Source organism: Sphingomonas mucosissima (assembly GCF_002197665.1).
Taxonomy (GTDB): domain Bacteria; phylum Pseudomonadota; class Alphaproteobacteria; order Sphingomonadales; family Sphingomonadaceae; genus Sphingomonas; species Sphingomonas mucosissima.
This window is the reverse complement of the sequence record NZ_NBBJ01000002.1, coordinates 477,896-497,611: the sequence shown is the minus strand read 5'-3', so window position 1 is coordinate 497,611 and position 19,716 is coordinate 477,896. Positions and strand designations below refer to the sequence as shown.

The 19,716-nt window shown below is 65.1% G+C and carries 13 protein-coding genes; 8 read left to right on the top strand and 5 right to left on the bottom strand.

Annotation, left to right across the window (positions count from 1 at the left end):
- Positions 1-14: 14 nt before the first annotated feature.
- Both SPMU_RS09495 and SPMU_RS09490 read right to left on the bottom strand, forming a co-directional pair.
- A complete protein-coding gene (locus SPMU_RS09495; RefSeq protein ID WP_088333601.1) occupies positions 15-2,933 on the bottom strand; it encodes a glycosyltransferase in 2,919 nt (972 codons plus the stop codon).
- Positions 2,934-3,156: 223 nt separating this feature from the next.
- A complete protein-coding gene (locus tag SPMU_RS09490) occupies positions 3,157-4,137 on the bottom strand; it encodes a hypothetical protein (RefSeq protein ID WP_140418439.1) in 981 nt (326 codons plus the stop codon).
- Between the two features lie 220 nt (positions 4,138-4,357).
- Between SPMU_RS09490 and SPMU_RS09485 the strand changes: the two genes are divergently transcribed.
- Positions 4,358-7,891 carry a glycosyltransferase family 2 protein gene (locus SPMU_RS09485; RefSeq protein ID WP_088333599.1) on the top strand — a complete coding sequence of 1,178 codons (3,534 nt, stop codon included), beginning with the start codon at positions 4,358-4,360 and terminating at the stop codon, positions 7,889-7,891.
- A gap of 27 nt (positions 7,892-7,918) precedes the next feature.
- Here the strand turns inward: SPMU_RS09485 and dnaA are convergent, their stop codons facing one another.
- Both dnaA and SPMU_RS09475 read right to left on the bottom strand, forming a co-directional pair.
- Entirely contained in the window at positions 7,919-9,316 is a 1,398-nt protein-coding gene (dnaA, locus tag SPMU_RS09480) for a chromosomal replication initiator protein DnaA (protein ID WP_088333713.1), read from the bottom strand.
- A 430-nt stretch (positions 9,317-9,746) separates the two neighbouring features.
- Entirely contained in the window at positions 9,747-10,712 is a 966-nt protein-coding gene (locus SPMU_RS09475; protein WP_342746442.1) for an MDR/zinc-dependent alcohol dehydrogenase-like family protein, read from the bottom strand.
- 86 nt (positions 10,713-10,798) lie between these two features.
- Between SPMU_RS09475 and SPMU_RS09470 the strand changes: the two genes are divergently transcribed.
- Entirely contained in the window at positions 10,799-11,302 is a 504-nt protein-coding gene (locus SPMU_RS09470; RefSeq protein ID WP_088333598.1) for a DUF1003 domain-containing protein, read from the top strand.
- Positions 11,303-11,309: 7 nt separating this feature from the next.
- Here SPMU_RS09470 and SPMU_RS09465 read toward each other — a convergent pair whose 3' ends face one another.
- Positions 11,310-11,906, bottom strand: a complete 597-nt coding sequence (locus tag SPMU_RS09465) for a histidine phosphatase family protein (RefSeq protein ID WP_088333711.1) — start codon at positions 11,904-11,906, stop codon at positions 11,310-11,312.
- Between the two features lie 195 nt (positions 11,907-12,101).
- On the opposite strand from SPMU_RS09465, the gene SPMU_RS09460 reads away from it, so the two are divergent.
- Genes SPMU_RS09460 through SPMU_RS17470 form a run of 6 tightly spaced genes read left to right on the top strand, consistent with a single transcriptional unit; the run spans position 12,102 to position 19,707 of the window.
- A complete protein-coding gene (locus SPMU_RS09460) occupies positions 12,102-13,220 on the top strand; it encodes an NAD-dependent epimerase/dehydratase family protein (protein ID WP_088333597.1) in 1,119 nt (372 codons plus the stop codon).
- Entirely contained in the window at positions 13,217-14,308 is a 1,092-nt protein-coding gene (locus tag SPMU_RS09455; RefSeq protein ID WP_088333596.1) for an SDR family NAD(P)-dependent oxidoreductase, read from the top strand. Before SPMU_RS09460 ends, SPMU_RS09455 begins: the two co-directional genes overlap by 4 nt.
- Positions 14,305-15,432, top strand: a complete 1,128-nt coding sequence (locus tag SPMU_RS09450; protein ID WP_245832974.1) for a glycosyltransferase family 4 protein — start codon at positions 14,305-14,307, stop codon at positions 15,430-15,432. The genes SPMU_RS09455 and SPMU_RS09450 overlap by 4 nt, the downstream gene beginning before the upstream one ends.
- Positions 15,429-16,541, top strand: coding sequence for a CgeB family protein (locus SPMU_RS09445; RefSeq protein ID WP_088333594.1), 1,113 nt, complete (start codon positions 15,429-15,431; stop codon positions 16,539-16,541). The genes SPMU_RS09450 and SPMU_RS09445 overlap by 4 nt, the downstream gene beginning before the upstream one ends.
- Positions 16,538-17,626 carry a CgeB family protein gene (locus SPMU_RS09440; protein WP_088333593.1) on the top strand — a complete coding sequence of 363 codons (1,089 nt, stop codon included), beginning with the start codon at positions 16,538-16,540 and terminating at the stop codon, positions 17,624-17,626. Before SPMU_RS09445 ends, SPMU_RS09440 begins: the two co-directional genes overlap by 4 nt.
- Positions 17,623-19,707, top strand: a complete 2,085-nt coding sequence (locus SPMU_RS17470) for a bifunctional glycosyltransferase/UDP-glucuronate decarboxylase (RefSeq protein WP_169715668.1) — start codon at positions 17,623-17,625, stop codon at positions 19,705-19,707. Before SPMU_RS09440 ends, SPMU_RS17470 begins: the two co-directional genes overlap by 4 nt.
- The last annotated feature ends 9 nt before the right edge of the window (positions 19,708-19,716 follow it).

Sequence of the window (19,716 nt, the reverse complement as noted above, 5' to 3'; positions counted from 1 at the left end):
AAGCTCGGCTGCGGTCATTGACGCAGCACGATCGCTTGGTCGTACAAGGTTCGATACGCGGCCGCACATGCCTCCATGCTGAAACGGTCTGCGACCTCGGCGGTCAACGCGCTGGCCGACGCGCGGAATGCCGGATCTAGGAACTGCTCCATCGCGTCGGCGACGTGGCGGATGAAGGCATCAGTATCGCGCATGTTCGTCGTCACCACGCCTGCCACGCCCTTGTCGGACGTCAGCATGCTGCGGATCTCGCCCACGTCATTGCCCAGCACCGGGCAGCCTTCCTGCAGCGCCTGAATCACGCACAGGGGAAAGGATTCCCCTTCGAAGCGGGTGGGCACCAGCGCGCAATCGCTCAAACGGTAGATGCCGTTGATACATGATTGATAACCAAGGAAGTGGATTGCCGGATCCCTGCCGGCGATTTCCTGCGAGCGCTCGGCAAAGCGCCCTTCGCCGATCATCAGGAGGTGCATCTCACGATTGGGATGCCTTGCCTTCAGCAGCTTGAATGCCTCCACCGAGGCGCGCCAGCCTTTGCGCTGAATGCCGCGCGCGATGAAGGTAAAGACGGTCGCGTCCTCGCCGATCCCCAGGCTCGCGCGCGTGAACGGCGCTTCACGCTCATCACGTGGCATGCCGTTCGCCATCTTGATGAAGCGCGACCGATCAAGGGGAAGCCCGGCGAAGACGTCGAGGTTCTTTTCCGCGGTGTAGACCCAGTAATCAACGTTCCGCAGCGAGCGGAACAGCAGCCGGTCAAGCGCTCCGCCCGGCAGATTGTGCGAGCCGTGCATGGAGACCACATACGGTCGATCAAGCATGCCGCTGCGCTCGAAGAACAGGTTCTCGATCAACACGCTGTGGGAATGAACCACATCAATGCCTGCCCGGTCCAGCAAGGAGGCCGGACCACCCGGAAACATGTCGTCCCGCGAATAGACCGGCACGCGAGAGTCCAGCCGCGCCACCATGTCATCGTTGCGATCGGTGAGGTTGGCGGCAATCAGCGAGACCATCACTCCCTGCCGCGCATATTCATTGGCGAGCAGCAGTGGGAAAAGCTCTCCCCCGCCGGTCTCGAAGCCCAGGAATCCGATCGCGATATGCGCCGCGCGTGGCTCCGAAGGCATCAGCGCGCCGGCGGAAAAGCGATCTTCGAAAGCTCCATGCTCCCGATAGACGGCGAAATGGCGGTATTGGTGCGATAGATCTGCAATAAACTGGGCGCCTGCGTCTTCGTCCACGCGCCAATAACGCCGAATCTCCTGCTGAACGGCCCAGCATTCATCGTAATAATAGATCTTATCGAAGTTGCGCGCCGAGGTGTTCGCTTCATGTTGCCGGAAGTAGCTGACCGCCTCGGGGGAAAAGGCGAGCTTTCCGCTGCCAAGCAGGTGAATGTAGAGAAACCAGTCGCCGGCGATCCGAAATTGTGCGGCGCGATCCCACAGCTCCCCAGCTATCTGCTGATTGCGGAACAGGCAGCCGCCCACATTGGTGACGATGTTTCGCTTGGAAAAGGCAGATCGAAACCATTGCGCCGCGGGTCGTGACACAGGCTGGTTCCATATGCCCGGTTCAGCCCCGTCTCGAAAGCCGGCCATTCCTGCCATGGGCGACCCGTCGCCGCGGCAGAATTCGATGCGCCCGAGCGCCATTTTCACCGACAGGTCCGCAAAACTGGGAACCAGATGCTCGAGAAACCGGCTGTCCGCGAAATCGTCGCTCTCGCAAATCCAAATGAGCGACCCGCTCGCCATGGACAATCCGCGCTGCCACTGGCGGAAGGGACTGCCCGTGCCGGTATCGTTGAGGGCTGTGAGGAACGGAAATGGACATTGTTCGAGCAATCGGGTGATCACCTCCCGACTATCGTCGCTTGAGGCATCGTCCAGCACGATCAGCTCTATGTTGCGATACGTCTGATCGTAGATCGAACGCAGCCGCTGTTCCAGGAAGCGGGCATGATTGTAGTTCGGCACGATCACGGACACCAACGGCGCGAAATCGGGCTGATGGTGATAGGGGATCGCCGGGCGCTTCTCATGCCGCCCATAGTTCACCCAGTGGAGGAACGGGTTGATACCCGCCGCCGCAACCTCGGGGTTGGTTTCCAAATAATAAGACGTGCTGAAAAGCGGCGAAGGATCCAGACGCAGGCGCCAACCGCTATCCATGAAATGGCGGTACAGCGATATGCCATCGGGGACCGAGTCAAGCTGCGCCGCATAATATGCCGGGTCGAAGAGAGCCGCAGCAGGACTGTTGTCCGGGGTCGCCTCGGGGGCATTCGCTGGCGGGGCGGCGTGGCCACTAGCCGGTTGGCCCGCTTCTGGTCCTTCGTTCGGCGGGCATGCAGTGCGCCGGCCCTCCGCCCGTCCGTGCCGAACGAAATGCAGCAAGGGATTGATGCCTCGCTCCGCGACATCCGGGTTGGCGCCCAGATAATACTCGGTGTCGAAAGACTTTGACGGACTGAGCCCTTGTCGCCAGCCGCTCTGCAGATAATGTTCCAGCAGATCGCCGTTGAACGGCAGCGCCAGTTGATCGCGATAATGATCTTCGTCGAAGAGTTCGCGCAGTTGCGCCATCATCGTTTCGACGGACGCAATCCCCGGCCCCACGCTTCGGTCCGACGACGGAACCTCTGCCCCGCTGAAACGCCCGATGGAGGCATGATATTCAAGCGGCGAACACCCAGCCGCCCGCGCATCTTCGTGCAACGCGAGGTACAATTCGGTGGAGAAGCGTGGCGAGGGATCAAAGCCCGCGATCCATCCTTCCTCCAGATAATGGCGCAGCGCGCGCTGAGGCAACGGATCGACGCCCGCCTCCCGCAATTGCTTGCGATAAAAGGCTGGATCGAACTGTTCAACGATCCACTGACGTGCGTCCGCCTTGACGATCTGGTTAGGCGCACTTTCTTCCACGAACGCGCATCTCCCCAACACCCTGTCCGTAGCCGCTCATCCTCGCGCACCTCGCAAAGGTCAACCCAGCCGCTCCGCTTATCGCGGGCGCTCGCTGCCAACGGTTGCCAACTGGCACCGCAAGCCGCGGCTTCGTGCCTGTGAACGGCACTCTCCTCGTCAGTCCCCTGCTCGCACTCTTGTGGGCGCAAACGAAACGCAGCGCCGCCGCGCTACCTCGGGGTTACCCGTCGCGGACCAGCGCGGCGAGGATCGTCATGATCACCCGAAACTTTTCGTCTGTGAGTTGATCGCCTGAGAGATACCGATACTTCTGATGATCCACGAGCGGGAACAGCCGAGGGCGCCCCCGGAAATACTTACGGCAGACCGCCTCATTGATCGGGCGATAGAACTCGATGATCTTGTCGCGTTGAGTCTGCGTCAGCAGCGAAAGCTTTCTAGTCTCCACCAGCGAGCGCCCGGTCAGTTCGTTCAGCGCATTGTAGAATTTGTTGTCGTGCACATCTGCGAAGATGTTGCGATTGCCGGCCACCATCATCGTGATCGCATCAGTGACGGATGGATTGGAGTCACCCTGCTTGTAATCGAAGGTGTCGGCCTTCTCTCCCAAACCGATGGCGTCGACAAAGTCGTGAAGCAGATCACCGTCCACGAAGCTGTCGCGATCGAATACCCTGACCACCATTGCGTCCGCACCGGCGTGCTCTTCCCACTCGGCGAGCACCTCGTCCCAGTGACCGAACTGCCTAAGCGCCAGGATTAGCCAGGCATGGAAATCGCTCTCCAGCTTGGACGCCCACTGCTGCCAGGCGGAGGTGAGCAGTTCATCCTGCCGCCTTAGATACATCACGACGCGCAGGTCGTAATGGGCAGCGAGCCCCTCGATAAGCGCGCTGTTGCCGAGGTTGGAAAGGTTCTCCGCCGATAGCAATAGAGCTCGCGCAGCTCGATTCGAGCCATCGAAGATCGCGTCGATCCGTTCGCGCAGGCCGCTCGCATCGCGTTTCTTTGCCAACGCTTCGAGGGCAAATACATGCTCACCAGAAACTTGGTTTCCGGTCGAAAGCGACGCGTCCGGAATCACATACCCCAGCCGGTTGAAGACGAACCGGTTACGGCGAAGAAAGGATTGGATTGAAGACGACCCGGCCTTTGAGGCTCCGATGTGCAGAATGACTGTTTTTCGCATTGAACGCGCCACTGCTCCCCGAAGCTTACTTTTCTACCCACACGACGCGAGCAGAAGCAGGGGGATAGCGCCGAGTTCCCGGACTTTGCAATTCGCCCTCCTGATCAACTGATTTATAGTGGTTCTTTTCTCCCAACTAAGCTGACGCCGCGTGAGATGGACGCAGGGCCGGCAACACCGTAGCAGGCGCTGAAGCGCCGCCTTTGCGGCCAGGAGGAGTCGGGGCAGCGGGATGGAGGGGCCAATCATCATTCCGCGCGATCATGATCGCGTTCTCGACCTGCCACTCCCCACGATCCTCCGAGAGCAGCTTCACGCAACGCCGCAACGATGCACGCTGGTCGTCACCTACGTGACTGATAGTGGCGCCCAGACCATTGCTGCCACGCACGACTTCGCGCCGCTCACCGCACGAGGGCAGACGGCTTTCTTGCGCAAGCGACTTCCCGCGCCGCCATCGGACCTTCGCGCGCTTCGCCTGACGTTCGAAGCAGGTGACCCACTGGCGTCGGCCGATTGGCCGGCACTGTCACCTGATCTCGCCGATTATGGAAATGGCTCGGTCTCTTTCGGCGATCTGCCAGACTTTTTTCCTCCCGGCGCATGCGCTGCCCTCCCCGTCACCGTGCGCAATGAGTCCCCGTATCTCTGGGAAGGCGGACCAACGGGCGCGGCGTTGCGAGTTGATCTGGACGGCGAGGTGCAGCTTACCTCGCTGCCGGCGACGCTGCTGCCCGGCACCGAATGCACGTTCGACATCCCGCTTCAGATACCGCGCACTCCCGGCGAGCGACCGGTGGCTTGCTCGCTGGTGCTGGCCCCCTCGCTCCCGTTCGGACGCGGGCGCACGTTCAAAGCGGCACGGGGCCGCATCCATGTCGCGCACGAACCGGTCGGTGACGACGATCATCCTGCACTCGGCTGCCACGTTGCGATTACGCCGCCGGCAACGCCGTACCTTCCTGGCGCGGCCGTCACCTTGCTGGCACATGTTCGAAACGCAGGCGCCATCCGGATTGAGGCAGCCGATCCGGGCGGCATCAGACTACGCGCGCGCTGGCGTCGGGTCCCTCGAACAGGCGTGCCGATCCGCGATCCGGTGTCAGTCCTGCTGCCCTATCCGCTTGAGCCCGAGTGCTCCTGCATCGTTGCGCTCGACGCGACGGCGCCGAGCGAGCCGGGCGACTATGAAGTTGACGTTATCGCCGAACAGATCGGCCTCGGCGCTCGGCTAAGCCGCCAGCAGTGCGAAAGCCCGGCCGTCATGATCTCGGTTGCAGACCCGGAACAGCTCGAAAAAGCTGAAGAGCGCCGCGTGCGGGCAGAAAGCGCTGCGGCGGACGAGCAGGCCGCGCGCGCCGCCTATCGCGACTGGGCGCGTCATGCTGACACCTTCGCGGATGCCGCCGGTTGCGCCGCGGCAGCGGGGCTCGATAACTGGCCTTCTCATCCTGCGATTGGCGTGATGCTGCCAAAAGATACACCGGACAGCGTCGTGGAGGACGTGCGTCGCTGGCTGATGTCACAACCCTATCCCGCTTGGCGATTGTTGCTGAGTGGCGACCGGCCGGAGCTCGGTAATCCGGGGTCCACTACCGAGGACGAGCGCTCCGGATCGATCCCCCTGCTCTTGCACTGGGATCCAAGCAGCGGCCGCTTGGCGGATCACGCCTTGCTGTTTTTTGCCGGCGAGTTCGCGCACGATCCTGCGCTCGCGTTTGTGTATGCCGATTATGACATGATAGAGGAGGCAGGGCGCCACAGCCGCGTCTTCCTTCCCGCACCCGACCCCTTTTTCGCGCGCGCACAGCCACAGCTGGCGACCGTTTGCGCAGCGCGGACGAGCGCGCTTGCATCTGTTGGGATCTCGCCGGACGATCCGCACGGCGCGGCCCGGCTGCTCACGCTTTTGCCCGAAACCGCGCTCGCGCATGTCCCCCAGGTGCTGTTCCATGCCTACGGCTCTCCGCCGGTCTACGAAGGCCAGCGATCGATCACGAGTGGCCCGTGGCACAGCGTCAATATGCATGATGCGCCCGGCTATGCCGTTCATGCAGCGGTGCCAGCACCGGCCCCGCGTGTCGCGCTGATCATCCCGACGCGGGATCGGCTCGATCTGCTCGCTTCCTGCATCGGCTCGGTACTTGATCGAACGACATACCCCGAATTCGAGCTCCTCATCATCGACAACGGCTCGGAGAAGCCAGCGACCCTCCAGTATCTGCGCTGGCTGGAAAGCGAGGGCATTGCGCGCGTGCTGCGCGACGACGGCTCCTTCAACTGGTCTCGGCTGAACAATCGCGCGGCCGCGTTGACCGATGCGGAGATCGTTTGCTTCCTCAACAATGATGTCGAGGTGACGTCGGAGCGCTGGCTGAGTGAATTGGTCGGGCTCGCCAGCCAGCCCGAAGTCGGCGTCGCGGGGCCCACCTTATGGTTTCCCAACGGAACAATGCAGCATGTCGGGGTGGTCTTCTCCTCGCGAGGCAGCCCGCTGCATCCGTTCCGCGCCGCCCCGCGCGGCACCGCCCCCTTCTACCTTCGCTCGCTCCGCACCCAACCGGCGGTTACGGGCGCTTGCCTAACCGTGCGCCGCGCCGTCTTTGAGGCGGTGGGCGGCTTTGCCGAGTCCTTTCCGCTCGGCTTCAACGACGTCGATTTCTGCCTGCGAGTAAAGGAGACGCTCGGCCTGCCGTCCGTCTGCACCCCGGCCGCGGAGCTGCTGCACAAGGAAAGCGCCTCGCGTGGTCGCTTGCGCAGCGAAAGCGACCACGCACGCTTCCTCCACGATCTTGCTTTGTTCGAAGGGCGGCACCTGGAAACAGCACTAGCCGATCGCTGGGCAGCCACGGTCGCGCACGAGGCCCGCCGCAATGCGCCGCTCACCATGGTGGCGCGCAAGGCTCCGGGCGCGCGTGCTGCCGCGCGCCGCTACCGCCGCATGGCCGCGCCCAGAACCGCCTTTATCCACATTCCCAAGACCGCGGGCACCGCGATCCGCAAGGTGCTGGAGCGTGCGCTCCCCGATCGCGCGGTGATCAGCCTTGGCGCCCGCGCCGTCGTGGAGGGACATGCCGGCGACCTGGCGACAGCAGCGCGCCTCGCCCCGCTGCTGCGCAACGCGGAAATCCTGATATCGCACGTCAGCCACGGCTTTGGCGAGGCGATCGGTTGGCCATGCCGCTATGCGACCGTCCTGCGCGCACCGCGGGAGCGTGTTCGCTCGCACCACGGATTTCTGGTCGCGCCGCCCAATGCGCCGTTGCGCGACACGCCCGTCGCCGACTGGTCGATCGCGCAACTGCTCCGAAAGGGGATCATCCCGGGCAATCTCATGCTGGCAAAGGTACTAGGCACCGCGCCCGAGCCCGTAGGCTGGCCGGCCATCGACGGTCGCTTTCCGCGTTACGCCGGCTTTGGACTGCCCGCAGCGCTGTGGCACGGCGACATGGCGGCGCTGGCTGCCCTGCCCGACATCGCGCCGGATCAGGACGAAGCGAAGGTCGCCGCTGCGCTTGCCATCATCGAACGCGACTTCATGTTCGTCGGCCTGCAAGAGCGGCTGGACGAACACCTTCCGCAGTTCGGTCGATTACTGGACGTGCCGGACATCGGCTCCATCCCACAGATCAATGGCGCGCGCTTGGCGGAACGCCCACTCAGCGAAGAAGATCTGGCCGCGATCGATGCCTATAACGCGCTCGATCGCTTGCTCTACGACAGCATAGCTGCGCGTCCGGGGGGCCTCTTCCTTTCGGAGCGATAGAGCAGAGCGCCTGTTATCAGCGCGTGCTCAGCCCTCCAGCTCGCGCATCAGCACCCGCACCGCCCCGTCGACCTCGCGATCAGTATCGCGCAGTTCCTCGATCCGCCGCACGGCGTGGATCACCGTGGAATGGTCGCGCCCGCCGAACTTGCGGCCGATTTCGGGCAGCGACCGGGTCGTCAGCCGCTTGGACAGATACATTGCGATCTGCCGCGGCCGTGCCACGGCCCGCGCGCGGCGTGCGGAGACGAGGTCCACGGGCTTCAGGTCGAAGTGCGTGGACACCAGCTTCTGGATCTCATCGATCGTCACCCGGCGCTGGCTGCCGCGCAGCACGTCGCCCAGCGTGGCGACGGCAAAGTCCAGATCGATCGTCTCGCCGGTCAGTTGCCCATAAGCGACCACCCGGTTGAGCGCGCCCTCGAGCTCGCGAATATTGCCCGTGATCCGCGCCGCCAGCATGTCCAGCACGTCGCAGGGCACGTTTGCATCCGCCATATCGGCCATCTTGCGATCAAGGATCGTGCGGCGCAGCTCCAGCGACGGCGCCTTGATGTCCGCCACCAGGCCGATCGCCATCCGCCCAATGATCCGCTGCTCGATGCCGTCCAGTGCCTGTGGGCAGCGGTCAGCGGAAATCACCAGCCGCTTGCCCGCACCCATGATCTCGTTAACGGTGTGGAAGAATTCTTCCTGGGTCGCGTCCTTGCCGGCGATGAACTGCAGATCGTCGATCAGCAGCAGATCGGCCGATCGCAGCCGCGCCTTGAACGCGAACGTATCGCGCGCACGCAGCGCAGCGACGAAATCGAACATGAAACGCTCGGCCGACATCGCGATGACGCGCGCGCCGGGCACGGCAGCCAAGAAGAAATGGCCGATCGCATGCATGAGGTGGGTCTTGCCCTGCCCCGTACCCGAATGGAGGAACAGCGGGCTGAACCGCACCGGGCCGGGCTCGGCCAGTGCCTTGGCCGCATTGAACGCCACGCGATTGGACTGATCCACCACGAACCGGTCAAAAGTGTAGCGTGGCTCGAGCGCGGGGCGCTCCACGTCCGACAGCGCTGCCGGCTCGGCCATGGCCGGAGCTATCGGCGCCTGCGCCTGCACTGGCGCGATCGCGACTAGCGCCGGCGCCTCACGGGCGGGCGCCGTTTCAATGGCGACTGCGCGAACATACGGCAGGATCGCGCGGAATTCGTGATAAAGCCGGTCGGCATAATGGCTGCGGACCCAGTTGGTCATGAAGGCTGACGGCAGCGTCAGGCGGATGCGATCCGCGTCGCCGCTGTCGTCCAGCTGGATTGGCTTCAGCCATTGATCGAACAGCCGTGCGCCGGCGGACTCGCGCAAATTGGTCCGCACCTGTGCCCATGCCTGTGCCAATTCCCCTGCATCATCTGGCACCAAAATCTGTGACAACGGCACGCACACCTTTCCTGCGGCCGCGACGCGAGGTCACGACCAGAAATCAACAGAGCAAAACTGTCCCCCGATGTGGCCCCCGCCACGTTCGGCTACGACGATGGTTCGTTTGAGCGCCTCAGGCAGAACGTGCCGTGGCGACTGACCAAGGTTTAGGAACAGGCTCGTGAGTCGATCAAGTCCGCGCCCTGCCACATTTTCGAAATATACCGCCTTGACTCGATCCGGCCCGCGAAAATGCGTCGAAAAACTTATAAGATACTGGATTTACTTAATAATACTCGATCATCGTCGAACGACGACTATCGCGAATCGCGGATGATCCTAGGATTCTTGCAGCCGCGCTTTCCGGTGCTTCAATGGCGCGTCGAAAGTCCCGTCGCGGTCCTTCCGAGCTAAGCCATTGAAGCGCCGTGCGCTGCCGATGTCAGGCCATGGTAACCAGCGCCTTTACGAATCTGCCGGGCTTGTCGCGCGTTGCCGTCAGCGCCTCACCGAGTCGGTCTAGCGGGTATTGGCCGGTGTAGAGCGGCGTTGGATCCAGCCGACCGCTGGCGACGAGTTCGACGGCCTCGCGCAAGCCCCGCATCTGCACCGCCAGATCGCGTTCATGGGCATTGATCACGTCAATGCCCTTCCAGTTCCAGTTCTGCACGTTCACCTGCCGCGGGCCGTCCTGATGGTAGCCGGCGATCACCAATCGGCCGCCGAACCCGATCAGCTCGCCGGCGAGGTCAAGCGGCCATTGCTTGCCCACCGCCTCGATCACCCGCGGGCAGAAGCTGCCGCCGGTTCGCTGCCCCACCTCACCGATGATCTTGTAATGATCGATCATCGGGATCGTGACTTCCGCGCCATAGTGGCGGGCGAGTTCCAGCGATTCCTCGCGGCGGGAAATGGCGATCACCTTGGCGCCCGCCTCGCTCGCCAGCCGGGTCAGGATCGCGCCCAGGAAGCCGATGCCGATGATCGCCACCCACTGGCCCGCCTCTATCTGCGCGCGGCGGAAGATGTTGACGGCGCAGGCGATCGGCTCCCCCGGAAACGGCTGGCCGTCCAGCGCAGGTGGTAGCGGCACTACCTTCTCGACGGGCGCGACGTCATAACCCGCAAAGGCGCGTTCGGAGAGCATCGCCACGCGGGTGCCGACCTCCAAATCGGCGCCCTGCCCGATGGCGTCGACGACGCCCCAGGCCTCGTGCCCCAAGCCGCCGGGCGCGCCCGGCCAGCTCGACCAAGGCTGCCCCTCCCACGGCTCGATGTTGGAAGCGCAAACCCCGCAACCCTCGATCCGCACGCGCACTTCGCCCGGGCCGGGCTGCGGCACCGGCACCTGTTCGACACTGACCGTGCCTGGTCCCTGGAGCACCGCTGCCTGCATGAATTGATTCACGTCATTCGCCTTTCGGACAATGTTGGTTGGTCGATGTCGCCGGCCTGGGCGTTTGCCGCCGGCATGTATGTCAGGACAACAGCACCATGACCGCTCCTCGGATGGCTCACACGCTGCGCGAGAATATCGAACGTCTCAGCGCGCGGGCCGAACGTCAGGCGGAACACGCGCCAGTCGGCGATCGGATTGCCGACGCGATCACGCGGTTTGCGGGATCGATGCGCTTCGTGGCGCTTCATGCGCTGCTCTTCGGCGGATGGATTGCCTGGAATCTGGGCGTGATACCAGGGCTCGCGCCCTTCGATCCCACGTTCGTCGTGCTGGCAATGGGCGCTTCGGTAGAGGCGATCTTCCTGTCCACCTTTGTGCTGATTTCGCAGAACCGGATGGCGGCCGCGGCGGACCGGCGCGGCGATCTGGATCTTCATATCTCGCTGCTCACCGAGCATGAACTGACACGGTTGGCCGGCATGATCGAGCGAATGGCGCAGAAGATGGGCGTGAGCACCGATCCCGAGATCGACGAGATCAAGCGCGATGTCTCGCCCGAAGAAGTGCTCGATGCTCTTGACGAGAAAAGCAGCAACTGATCGATCATCAGGGGGCTTGGACGTTCAGCGACAGCAGCCGTCCGCCCCACTCACCTACGACCAAGCTGGTAATGGAACCGGGATCCACGTCAAAGGCCAGCATCCGGTCCAGCGATAGCCCGAGATAATGCGCCACCACGCCGCGGATGATATCGGAGTGGGACACGCAGACGATCGCGCCCGGCCAAGTGCCGGCGCCGAGCGTATCAAGATGGGTGACCGCACGGGTCACGGCATCCGTCATCCGCTCTCCGCCGGGGATGCGCGCCTGTGATCGCACGGTGTTCCAGTGCGTCCAGTCAGGATCCCCGTCCAGATCAGCGATCACGCGGCCGGTCCACTCACCAAAGTCGAGTTCGTCCAGCGCGGGCGCCACCCGAGGGTCACCACCGCACGCCTTTGCGATCACCGCGGCCGTTTCCCGTGTCCGCCGCTGCGGGCTGCTCTCCACACGAACGACGTTCCGGCGCGCCAGGTATCCGGCGGCCCAGGCCGCCTGCGCCGTTCCCGCCGTCGCCAACCCGTCGTCCCCGCCCCGCCCGGTAAGCACCCGTCCTGCATCGGCATGCGCGCCATGCCGCACGAGATGGATAGTTGCTGCCAACAAGCCCCCCAGAAACGCATCTTTGTTGAAGATGCCGCCTGAACGGTCGGGAGGCCGCTACGTTCCTCCGCCGAACCACAAAAGGAGCGGAAGTCATATCGCTTCGGGAACAAAAGGGTAGATGAAGATGTTCCTGCTTCCGTGGGGCCGCTCCTAAGCCGGCGGAAAACCAATACAAACACGAAGCGGGGATCAATGAGCGAACATATTCTGATCACGGGCGGAGCCGGATTCATCGGCCGCTTTGTCACTGAAGAATTGCTCCGCCGCGGCCACCGCGTGCGTATCCTCGACAATTTGCTCCCGCAAGTCCACGGCGACAGCGGCGCGCGCCCGGCGAACCTGTCGCCGGAAGCGGAGTTGATCGTTGCCGATGTGCGCGACGGTGACGCCGTGGCCAAGGCGTTCGACGGGGTCGACAGCATCGTCCACCTCGCCGCCGAAGTTGGCGTCGGGCAGTCGATGTACGAGGTGGAACGCTACACGTCGGTCAACGATGTCGGCACGGCGGTTCTCTTCGAACGACTGATCGACAAGCCGGTCCGCCGCGTCGTCACCGCCTCGTCGATGAGCATCTATGGCGAGGGCCTGTACCGCGACGCGGACGGCAGCCTCGTCGAGGATGCCGCGCGCGGCGTGATCCGCGACGGCCAGCGCCAATGGGATCCCACCGACGCGCAGGGCCGGCCACTCACGCCGGTCGCCACGCCGGAGACGAAGCGCCCAGCGCTTTCCTCGATCTATGCGCTCAACAAATATGTGCAGGAGCGCACGACCCACATTATGGGCGCGCCGTACGGCATCGAAAGCGTCTGCCTGCGCTTGTTCAACGTTTATGGTCCCGGCCAGGCGCTCTCCAATCCCTACACCGGCGTGCTCGCGATCTTCGCCTCGCGCCTCCTCAACAAGCAGCGCCCGATGGTGTTCGAGGACGGCGAGCAGCGCCGCGACTTTGTCCACGTCGGCGATGTCGCCCGCGCCTTTGCCGACTCGCTCTTCCTCCCGGAAGCGGTCGGCGGCACGTTCAACGTCGGCTCGGGCAATGATCGCTCCGTCACCGAAGTCGCTGAGGCGCTCGGCCGCGCGATGGGCCAGAACGACGCCACCCCGGAGATCGTCGGCAAGGCCCGGGTCGGCGACATCCGGCATTGCTTCTGCGACACCGCGCTTGCCGAGCAAAAGCTGGGCTTCCGCGCCACTGCCGACTTCGAGACCGAGCTTGCCGTGCTGGCCGACTGGGTCGCGCAGCAGACCGCCGAGGATCGCGTCAGCCACGCGCGTGCCGAACTCGAAAAGCGCGGCCTGGTCGCATGACCAGCGGCCCTCTTAACGGTGACGAGCGCCCGATTCTGGTGACGGGCGGCGCCGGCTTCATCGGCAGCAACATCGCACATCGGCTGGCCGGCGAAGGGCACCGCGTCATCGTTTACGATGCGCTGGTGCGCGAGGGCGTGAAGCGCAATCTCGAATGGTTGAAGGCAAACCACGGCGACCGCATCGACGTGCGCATCGCCGACATTCGCGACGAGGGGGCAATGACTGCCGCGGTTCTAGCGTCGCAAGCCGTGTTCCACATGGCGGCGCAAGTCGCCGTGACCACCAGCCTCGTCGATCCACGGGCCGACTTCGCGATCAACATCGCTGGGACGCTCAACGTCCTGGAGGCCGCGCGCCAGTCCGAAGCGCCGCCGGCGGTGATCTTCGCCTCTACCAACAAGGTGTACGGCGATCTCGCCGATCTCACCTTTGACGAAACGGCGAACGGCTATCAGCCGGTCGATCCGCTGGTGAACGCGTACGGGATCAGCGAAGCCCGCCCGCTCGACTTCCACACGCCATACGGCTGCTCCAAGGGGGCGGCGGACCAATATGTCCTCGATTACGCGCGCAGCTATGGCATTCCCGGCGCCGTCCTGCGGATGAGCTGCATCTATGGTGAGCGCCAGATGGGCACCGAGGATCAGGGATGGGTCGCCCATTTTCTGATCCGCGCGCTCGAGGGGCGCTCGATCGATATCTATGGCGATGGCCATCAGGTGCGTGACATCCTGGAGGTCAGCGACGCCGTCGACACCTATCTCGCGCTCTGGCGGCAGATCGATCAGCACAGCGGCCGCGTCTTCAATCTTGGCGGCGGCCCCGACAATGCGGTCAGCCTGCGCACCGTGTTGGCGGAGATCGAAGCGATCGTTGGCCACCCCATCGATCTGCGCTTCGGTGATTGGCGCGCCGGCGATCAGCGCTACTTCGTCGCGGACCGCCGTGCGGCCGACGCGGCACTTGGTCTCGAGAGACCCGCAGATTGGCGCAGCGGCCTCCGCCGCCTCGCCGCTTGGCTCTCCGCCGAACGCGACCTTCCGCTCGGCACCGCGACGCAACCCGCGATGAAGGTGGCGGTGTGACGCATCGGTTGCGCCGCATTTTGATGACGGTTGATGCGGTAGGCGGCGTTTGGCGCTACGCTGTTGATCTGGCGAATGAGTTGGCAGAGACCGGCATCGAAACGGTGCTGGCGGTGCTTGGCCCGCCGCCGTCCGATGCGCAGCGCGCGGAAGTGGCGGCGCTGCGCCGGGTGACGCTGGTCGACACGGGCGAACCGCTGGACTGGCTCACTGATGATGCCGTTGCGGTCCGCCATGCCGCCGCGACGGTCGCCGCGCTGGCGACGCGACACCGTGCCGATCTCATCCATGTGAACCAGCCGGCGCTTGCTGCCGGGCTCACCGGCGATCTTCCCGTGGTCGCGGTGGCGCATGGCTGCGTATCCACCTGGTGGGAGGCTGCGCGGCCGGGCACCACGCTTGATCCCGCCTTCGCCTGGCACCGTGCGCTCGTCGCGGAAGGGCTTCGTCGCGCCGCGTGCGTCGTAGCGCCCAGCGAAAGCTATGCGCGCACGGTGGCGCGTCACTACGGCCTGTCAACGCAGCCGATCGCCGTTCACAACGGCCGGCATCCGGCCTTGGTCATGCCAGCGCCGATGCGGCACATCGCCTTCACCGCAGGCCGGCTGTGGGACGAGGTGAAGCGCACGCCGCTGCTCGATGCGGCTGCAGGTCGCCTTGCCGCCCCGCTCTATGCAGCAGGCGCCACCCGCGCACCGCATGGCGCCTCCGTTCCGGTGGAGCACCTCCGCCTGCTGGGAGAACTGACGCCGGACGGCATTGCCGCGATGCTCGCCGCGCAGCCCGTCTTCGTTTCCGCAGCCTCGTTCGAGCCATTCGGCCTTGCCGTGCTGGAAGCGGCACAGGCCGGCTGCCCGCTTATCCTATCGGACATCGACACCTTCCGCGAGCTGTGGGACGGCGCCGCGCTCTTTGTCGCAGGCGATGATCCCGCCGCCTGGGCCGATGCGATCGCCGACGTGATGGGCAACGATACCAAGCGCGCGCGTCTGGCCGACGCCGCGCGTGAACGCGGCGCCCATTTCACAGTGAGCGCCACGGCAAAGGCGATGCGTGCGCTCTACGCCGATGCGGTCGCCGCCGGCGCCTCCCCCGTCGACACCAAGGAAAGGGTCGCGGCATGAAGATCATCTATTTCACCCACAGCCTCGCCTCCTGCTGGAACCACGGCAATGCGCATTTCCTGCGCGGCGTGCTCAGCGACCTCGTCGCCCGCGGCCATGACGTCGTCGCCTTTGAGCCAGAAGGCGCGTGGAGCTTGGCGAGCCTCCTCGCCGATCATGGCGAGGCGGGACTGGCGGCGTGGCGCAGCAGCTATCCCGAGCTGACCTCCCGCACCTACGATCCCGCTACGCCGGTCGACCAGCTCACCGAGGGTGCCGATCTCGTCATCGTGCACGAGTGGAATGATCATGCGCTCGTCGCCGCGCTTGGCGACCAGCGCAAGCGCGGCGCGCGCCACACGCTGCTGTTCCACGACACACACCATCGCGCGGTCAGCGAACCGGAAGCGATGCGCGCCTATGACCTCTCCGGCTATGACGGCGTGCTCGCCTTCGGCGAGACGCTGAGCGAGATCTACCGTGGCTGGGGCTGGGGCAAACGCGTTTGGACCTGGCATGAGGCGGCCGATCTGCGCCGCTTCCACCCGCCGGAAGTCGAGGGTGATCGGCAAGGGCTCGTCTGGATCGGAAATTGGGGCGATGGCGAGCGTACGGAGGAACTGGAGCGCTTCCTCTTCGCGCCCGCACAAGCGGCGCAGCTGCCGCTCGACATCTACGGCGTCCGCTATCCCGCGGAGGCGCTGACCACGCTTGATCGCTACGGCGTGCGCTATCACGGCTGGGCGCCCAACGCGGCGGCGCCGGGGATCTTCGCGCAGCACCTCGCCACCGTTCACGTGCCGCGCCGCTATTATTCGACCATCCTACCCGGCATCCCGACGATCCGCGTGTTCGAGGCGCTGGCCTGCGGCATTCCGCTCGTCTCGGCGCCTTGGGACGATGCCGAGGGCCTGTTCAGCCCCTGGCAGGACTATCTGGTCGCCCGCGATGGCGCGGAAATGACCCGCCACCTGACTGCCCTGCGCGACGACGACGGCCTGCGCCGCTCGCTTGTCAGCCATGGTCTTGCCACCATCAAGGCGCGCCACAGCTGCGCGCACCGTGTCGATCAGCTGCTGGCCATTGTCGCTGGCCTGCGCACGGACACCACAACGAAAGAAGCCGCATGAAGATCGCCTTCTACGGATCAAGCCTGCTCTCCTCCTACTGGAACGGCGCCGCCACCTATTACCGCGGCATCCTGAAGGCGCTCGCCGCTCACGGCCACCAGATCACCTTCTACGAGCCCGACGCCTTCGATCGCCAGGCAAACCGCGACATCGATCCGCCCGAATGGGCCACCTCCGTCGTCTATCCCGCGACCGAAGAAGGCCTGCGCTCCGTGCTAGCCGAGGCGCACCATGCCGATGCGGTCGTAAAGGCGAGCGGCGTCGGTGTGTTCGATGCGGAACTGATCGCCGGAATCGTGGAGCACGCCCGCCCCGACGCGCTCAAGATTTTCTGGGACGTCGACGCCGCCGCCACGCTGGACGAGATCCGCGCCGATCCCGCGCACCCCGTCCGTGCCGCACTCCCCAACCTCGACATGGTGCTGACCTATGGCGGCGGCCCGCCGGTGGTCGAAGCGTATGAGGCGCTCGGCGCCGCGCGCTGCATCCCGGTCTACAACGCGGTCGATCCCGACACACACCACCCCGTCGCGCCCGACGAGCGCTTCGCCTGCGACCTCGCCTTCCTCGGCAATCGCCTGCCCGACCGCGAGGCGCGGGTGGAGCAATTCTTCCTTGCCGCCGCTGCCGCGCTGCCCGAGCAGAGCTTCCTGATCGGCGGCAGCGGCTGGCACGACAAGCACATGCCGCCCAACGTCCGCCACCTCGGCCATGTCGGCACCGCGGATCACAACGCGTTCAACTGCACGCCCCGCGCGGTGCTCAACATCGCGCGCGATTCGATGGCGGCGGTTGGCTTCTCCCCCGCCACCCGCGTGTTTGAGGCCGCCGGCGCCGGCGCCTGCCTCATCACCGATTACTGGGAGGGCATTGAGCAGTTCCTGGTCCCCGGCGAGGAAGTGCTCGTCGCGCGCACCGGGCAGGACGTCGCCGACCTTCTGGCGGACCTCACCGCCGAGCGCGCCCGTGCCATCGGGGAAGCCGCCCGCAAGCGCGTCCTCGCCGAACATACCTATGAACTGCGCGCCAAGCAGGTGGACGAGCTGTTCCGGGCCCATGTCGCAACGTCGAAGGTGGCCGCATGAAGCTGGTCGTCCTCGGTCTCAGCCTCGGCTCCTCCTGGGGCAACGGCCACGCCACCACCTGGCGCGCGCTCCTGTCGGGCTTCGCCGCCCGCGGCCACGACATCCAGTTCCTTGAGCGCACCGTCCCCTGGTACGCCGGCGACCGCCGCGACCTGATCGATCCGGATTTCTGCCGGCTCGACTATTATGCCGACCTCGCCGATCTCCAGAACTGGCGCGAGACGATCGCGGCGGCGGACGCGGTCCTCGTCGGTTCCTACGTCCCCGAAGGCGTCGCAGTATCGGAATTCGTGCAAGCCACTGCCAAGGGCGTCACGGGTTTCTACGACATCGACACGCCAGTCACGCTCGCCAAGCTCGACCGCGGCGAGTACGAATATCTCTCGCCCGAGGTGATCCCCGACTTCGACCTGTACCTGTCGTTCACCGGCGGCCCCACGCTGGAGCGGATCGAGCGGCAATATGGCGCCAAGGCCGCCCGCGCGCTCTACTGCACCGTCGATGCCGGGCGTTACCAGCCGCTCGACACGCCGAAGCGCTGGGCGCTATCCTATCTCGGCACGTACAGTGACGATCGCCAGCCCACGCTCGAGCGGCTGCTGATCGAGCCGGCTCGCCGCCGCCCGGACCTGCAATTCGCCGTGGCAGGCCCGCAATATCCCGACAGCATCGACTGGCCGGCCAACGTCACCCGCATCGATCACTTGCCGCCCGCCGATCACCCAGCGTTCTACAGCGAGTCGCGCATGACGCTGAACGTGACCCGCGCGGACATGATCGCCGCCGGCTGGTCGCCCTCCGTCCGCCTGTTCGAGGCCGGTGCTTGCGGCACCCCGATCCTGTCCGATCGTTGGGAGGGCATCGATGATCTGTTCGCGCCCGGCGCTGAGATCATGCTCGCGGACACCGCCGAGCAGGCGCTCGCCGCGCTGGATCAGGACACCACCGCGCTTGGCGAAGCTGCCCGCACCCGGGTTCTCGCCGCGCACACGGCCGAGCACCGCGCCGCCGAGCTCGAAGCCTATCTCACCCAAGCCGCAAGGCCCCACCCCAGCCGGAGCACGCCCCGCATGGACACGACCGACGCTCCCATCACCCTCGTTGCCGGCGGGGCCGGCTTTATCGGTTCGCATCTCTGCCAGGCGCTGCTCGAACGCGGCGAGACCGTACTGTGCCTCGACAATCTCCAGACCGCGCGTGCGACCAACCTTGACGATCTGATCGCCCATCCACGCTTCAGCTTCGTCAAGGCTGACGTGATCGACAAGCTGCCGGCCGAGGTGACTGATCTCACCAGTCGGATCGCCCGCGTGTACAATCTCGCCTGCGCCGCCTCGCCGCCGCATTATCAGGCCGATCCCGAGCACACGATGCTCACCTGCGTGCTCGGCACCGCTCACCTGTTGCGTCTCGCCGAGCAGTCCGGCGCGCGCTTCCTGCTCACCTCCACCAGCGAGGTCTATGGCGACCCCGAGGTCCACCCCCAGCGCGAGGATTATCGCGGCGCCGTCAGCTGCACCGGCCCGCGCGCCTGCTATGACGAAGGCAAGCGCGCAGCCGAGGCGATGGCGCTCGATTTCGCCCGATTGAACCGCGCCGACGTGCGCATCGCGCGCATCTTCAACACCTACGGCCCGCGCATGCACCCGGATGACGGCCGCGTAGTCTCCAACTTCATCTGCCAGGCGCTGCAGGGCGATACGATGACGGTGTACGGCGATGGCAGCCAGACGCGCAGCTTCTGCTACGTCAGCGATCTGGTGGACGGTCTCATTCGCCTGATGGACAGCGACACGGTCGGCTCCGAACCGGTGAACCTCGGCAACCCCAATGAGCTGACCGTCGGCGATCTCGTCACCCGCATCGTGGCGATGACAGGGACCAAGGCGCGGGTCGATCATCAGCCGCTGCCGGTCGACGATCCCCGGCGCCGCAAGCCGGATATCACCCGCGCGAAGAACCTGCTTGGCTGGGCGCCGCTGGTGCCACTCGAAGATGGCCTGTCGCGCACCTGCACTTGGTTTGCCGAGGAACTGCGCCAGACGGATCGAATGCCGTTGCTATCGGTTGCCGCCGAATAAGGAGAGCGA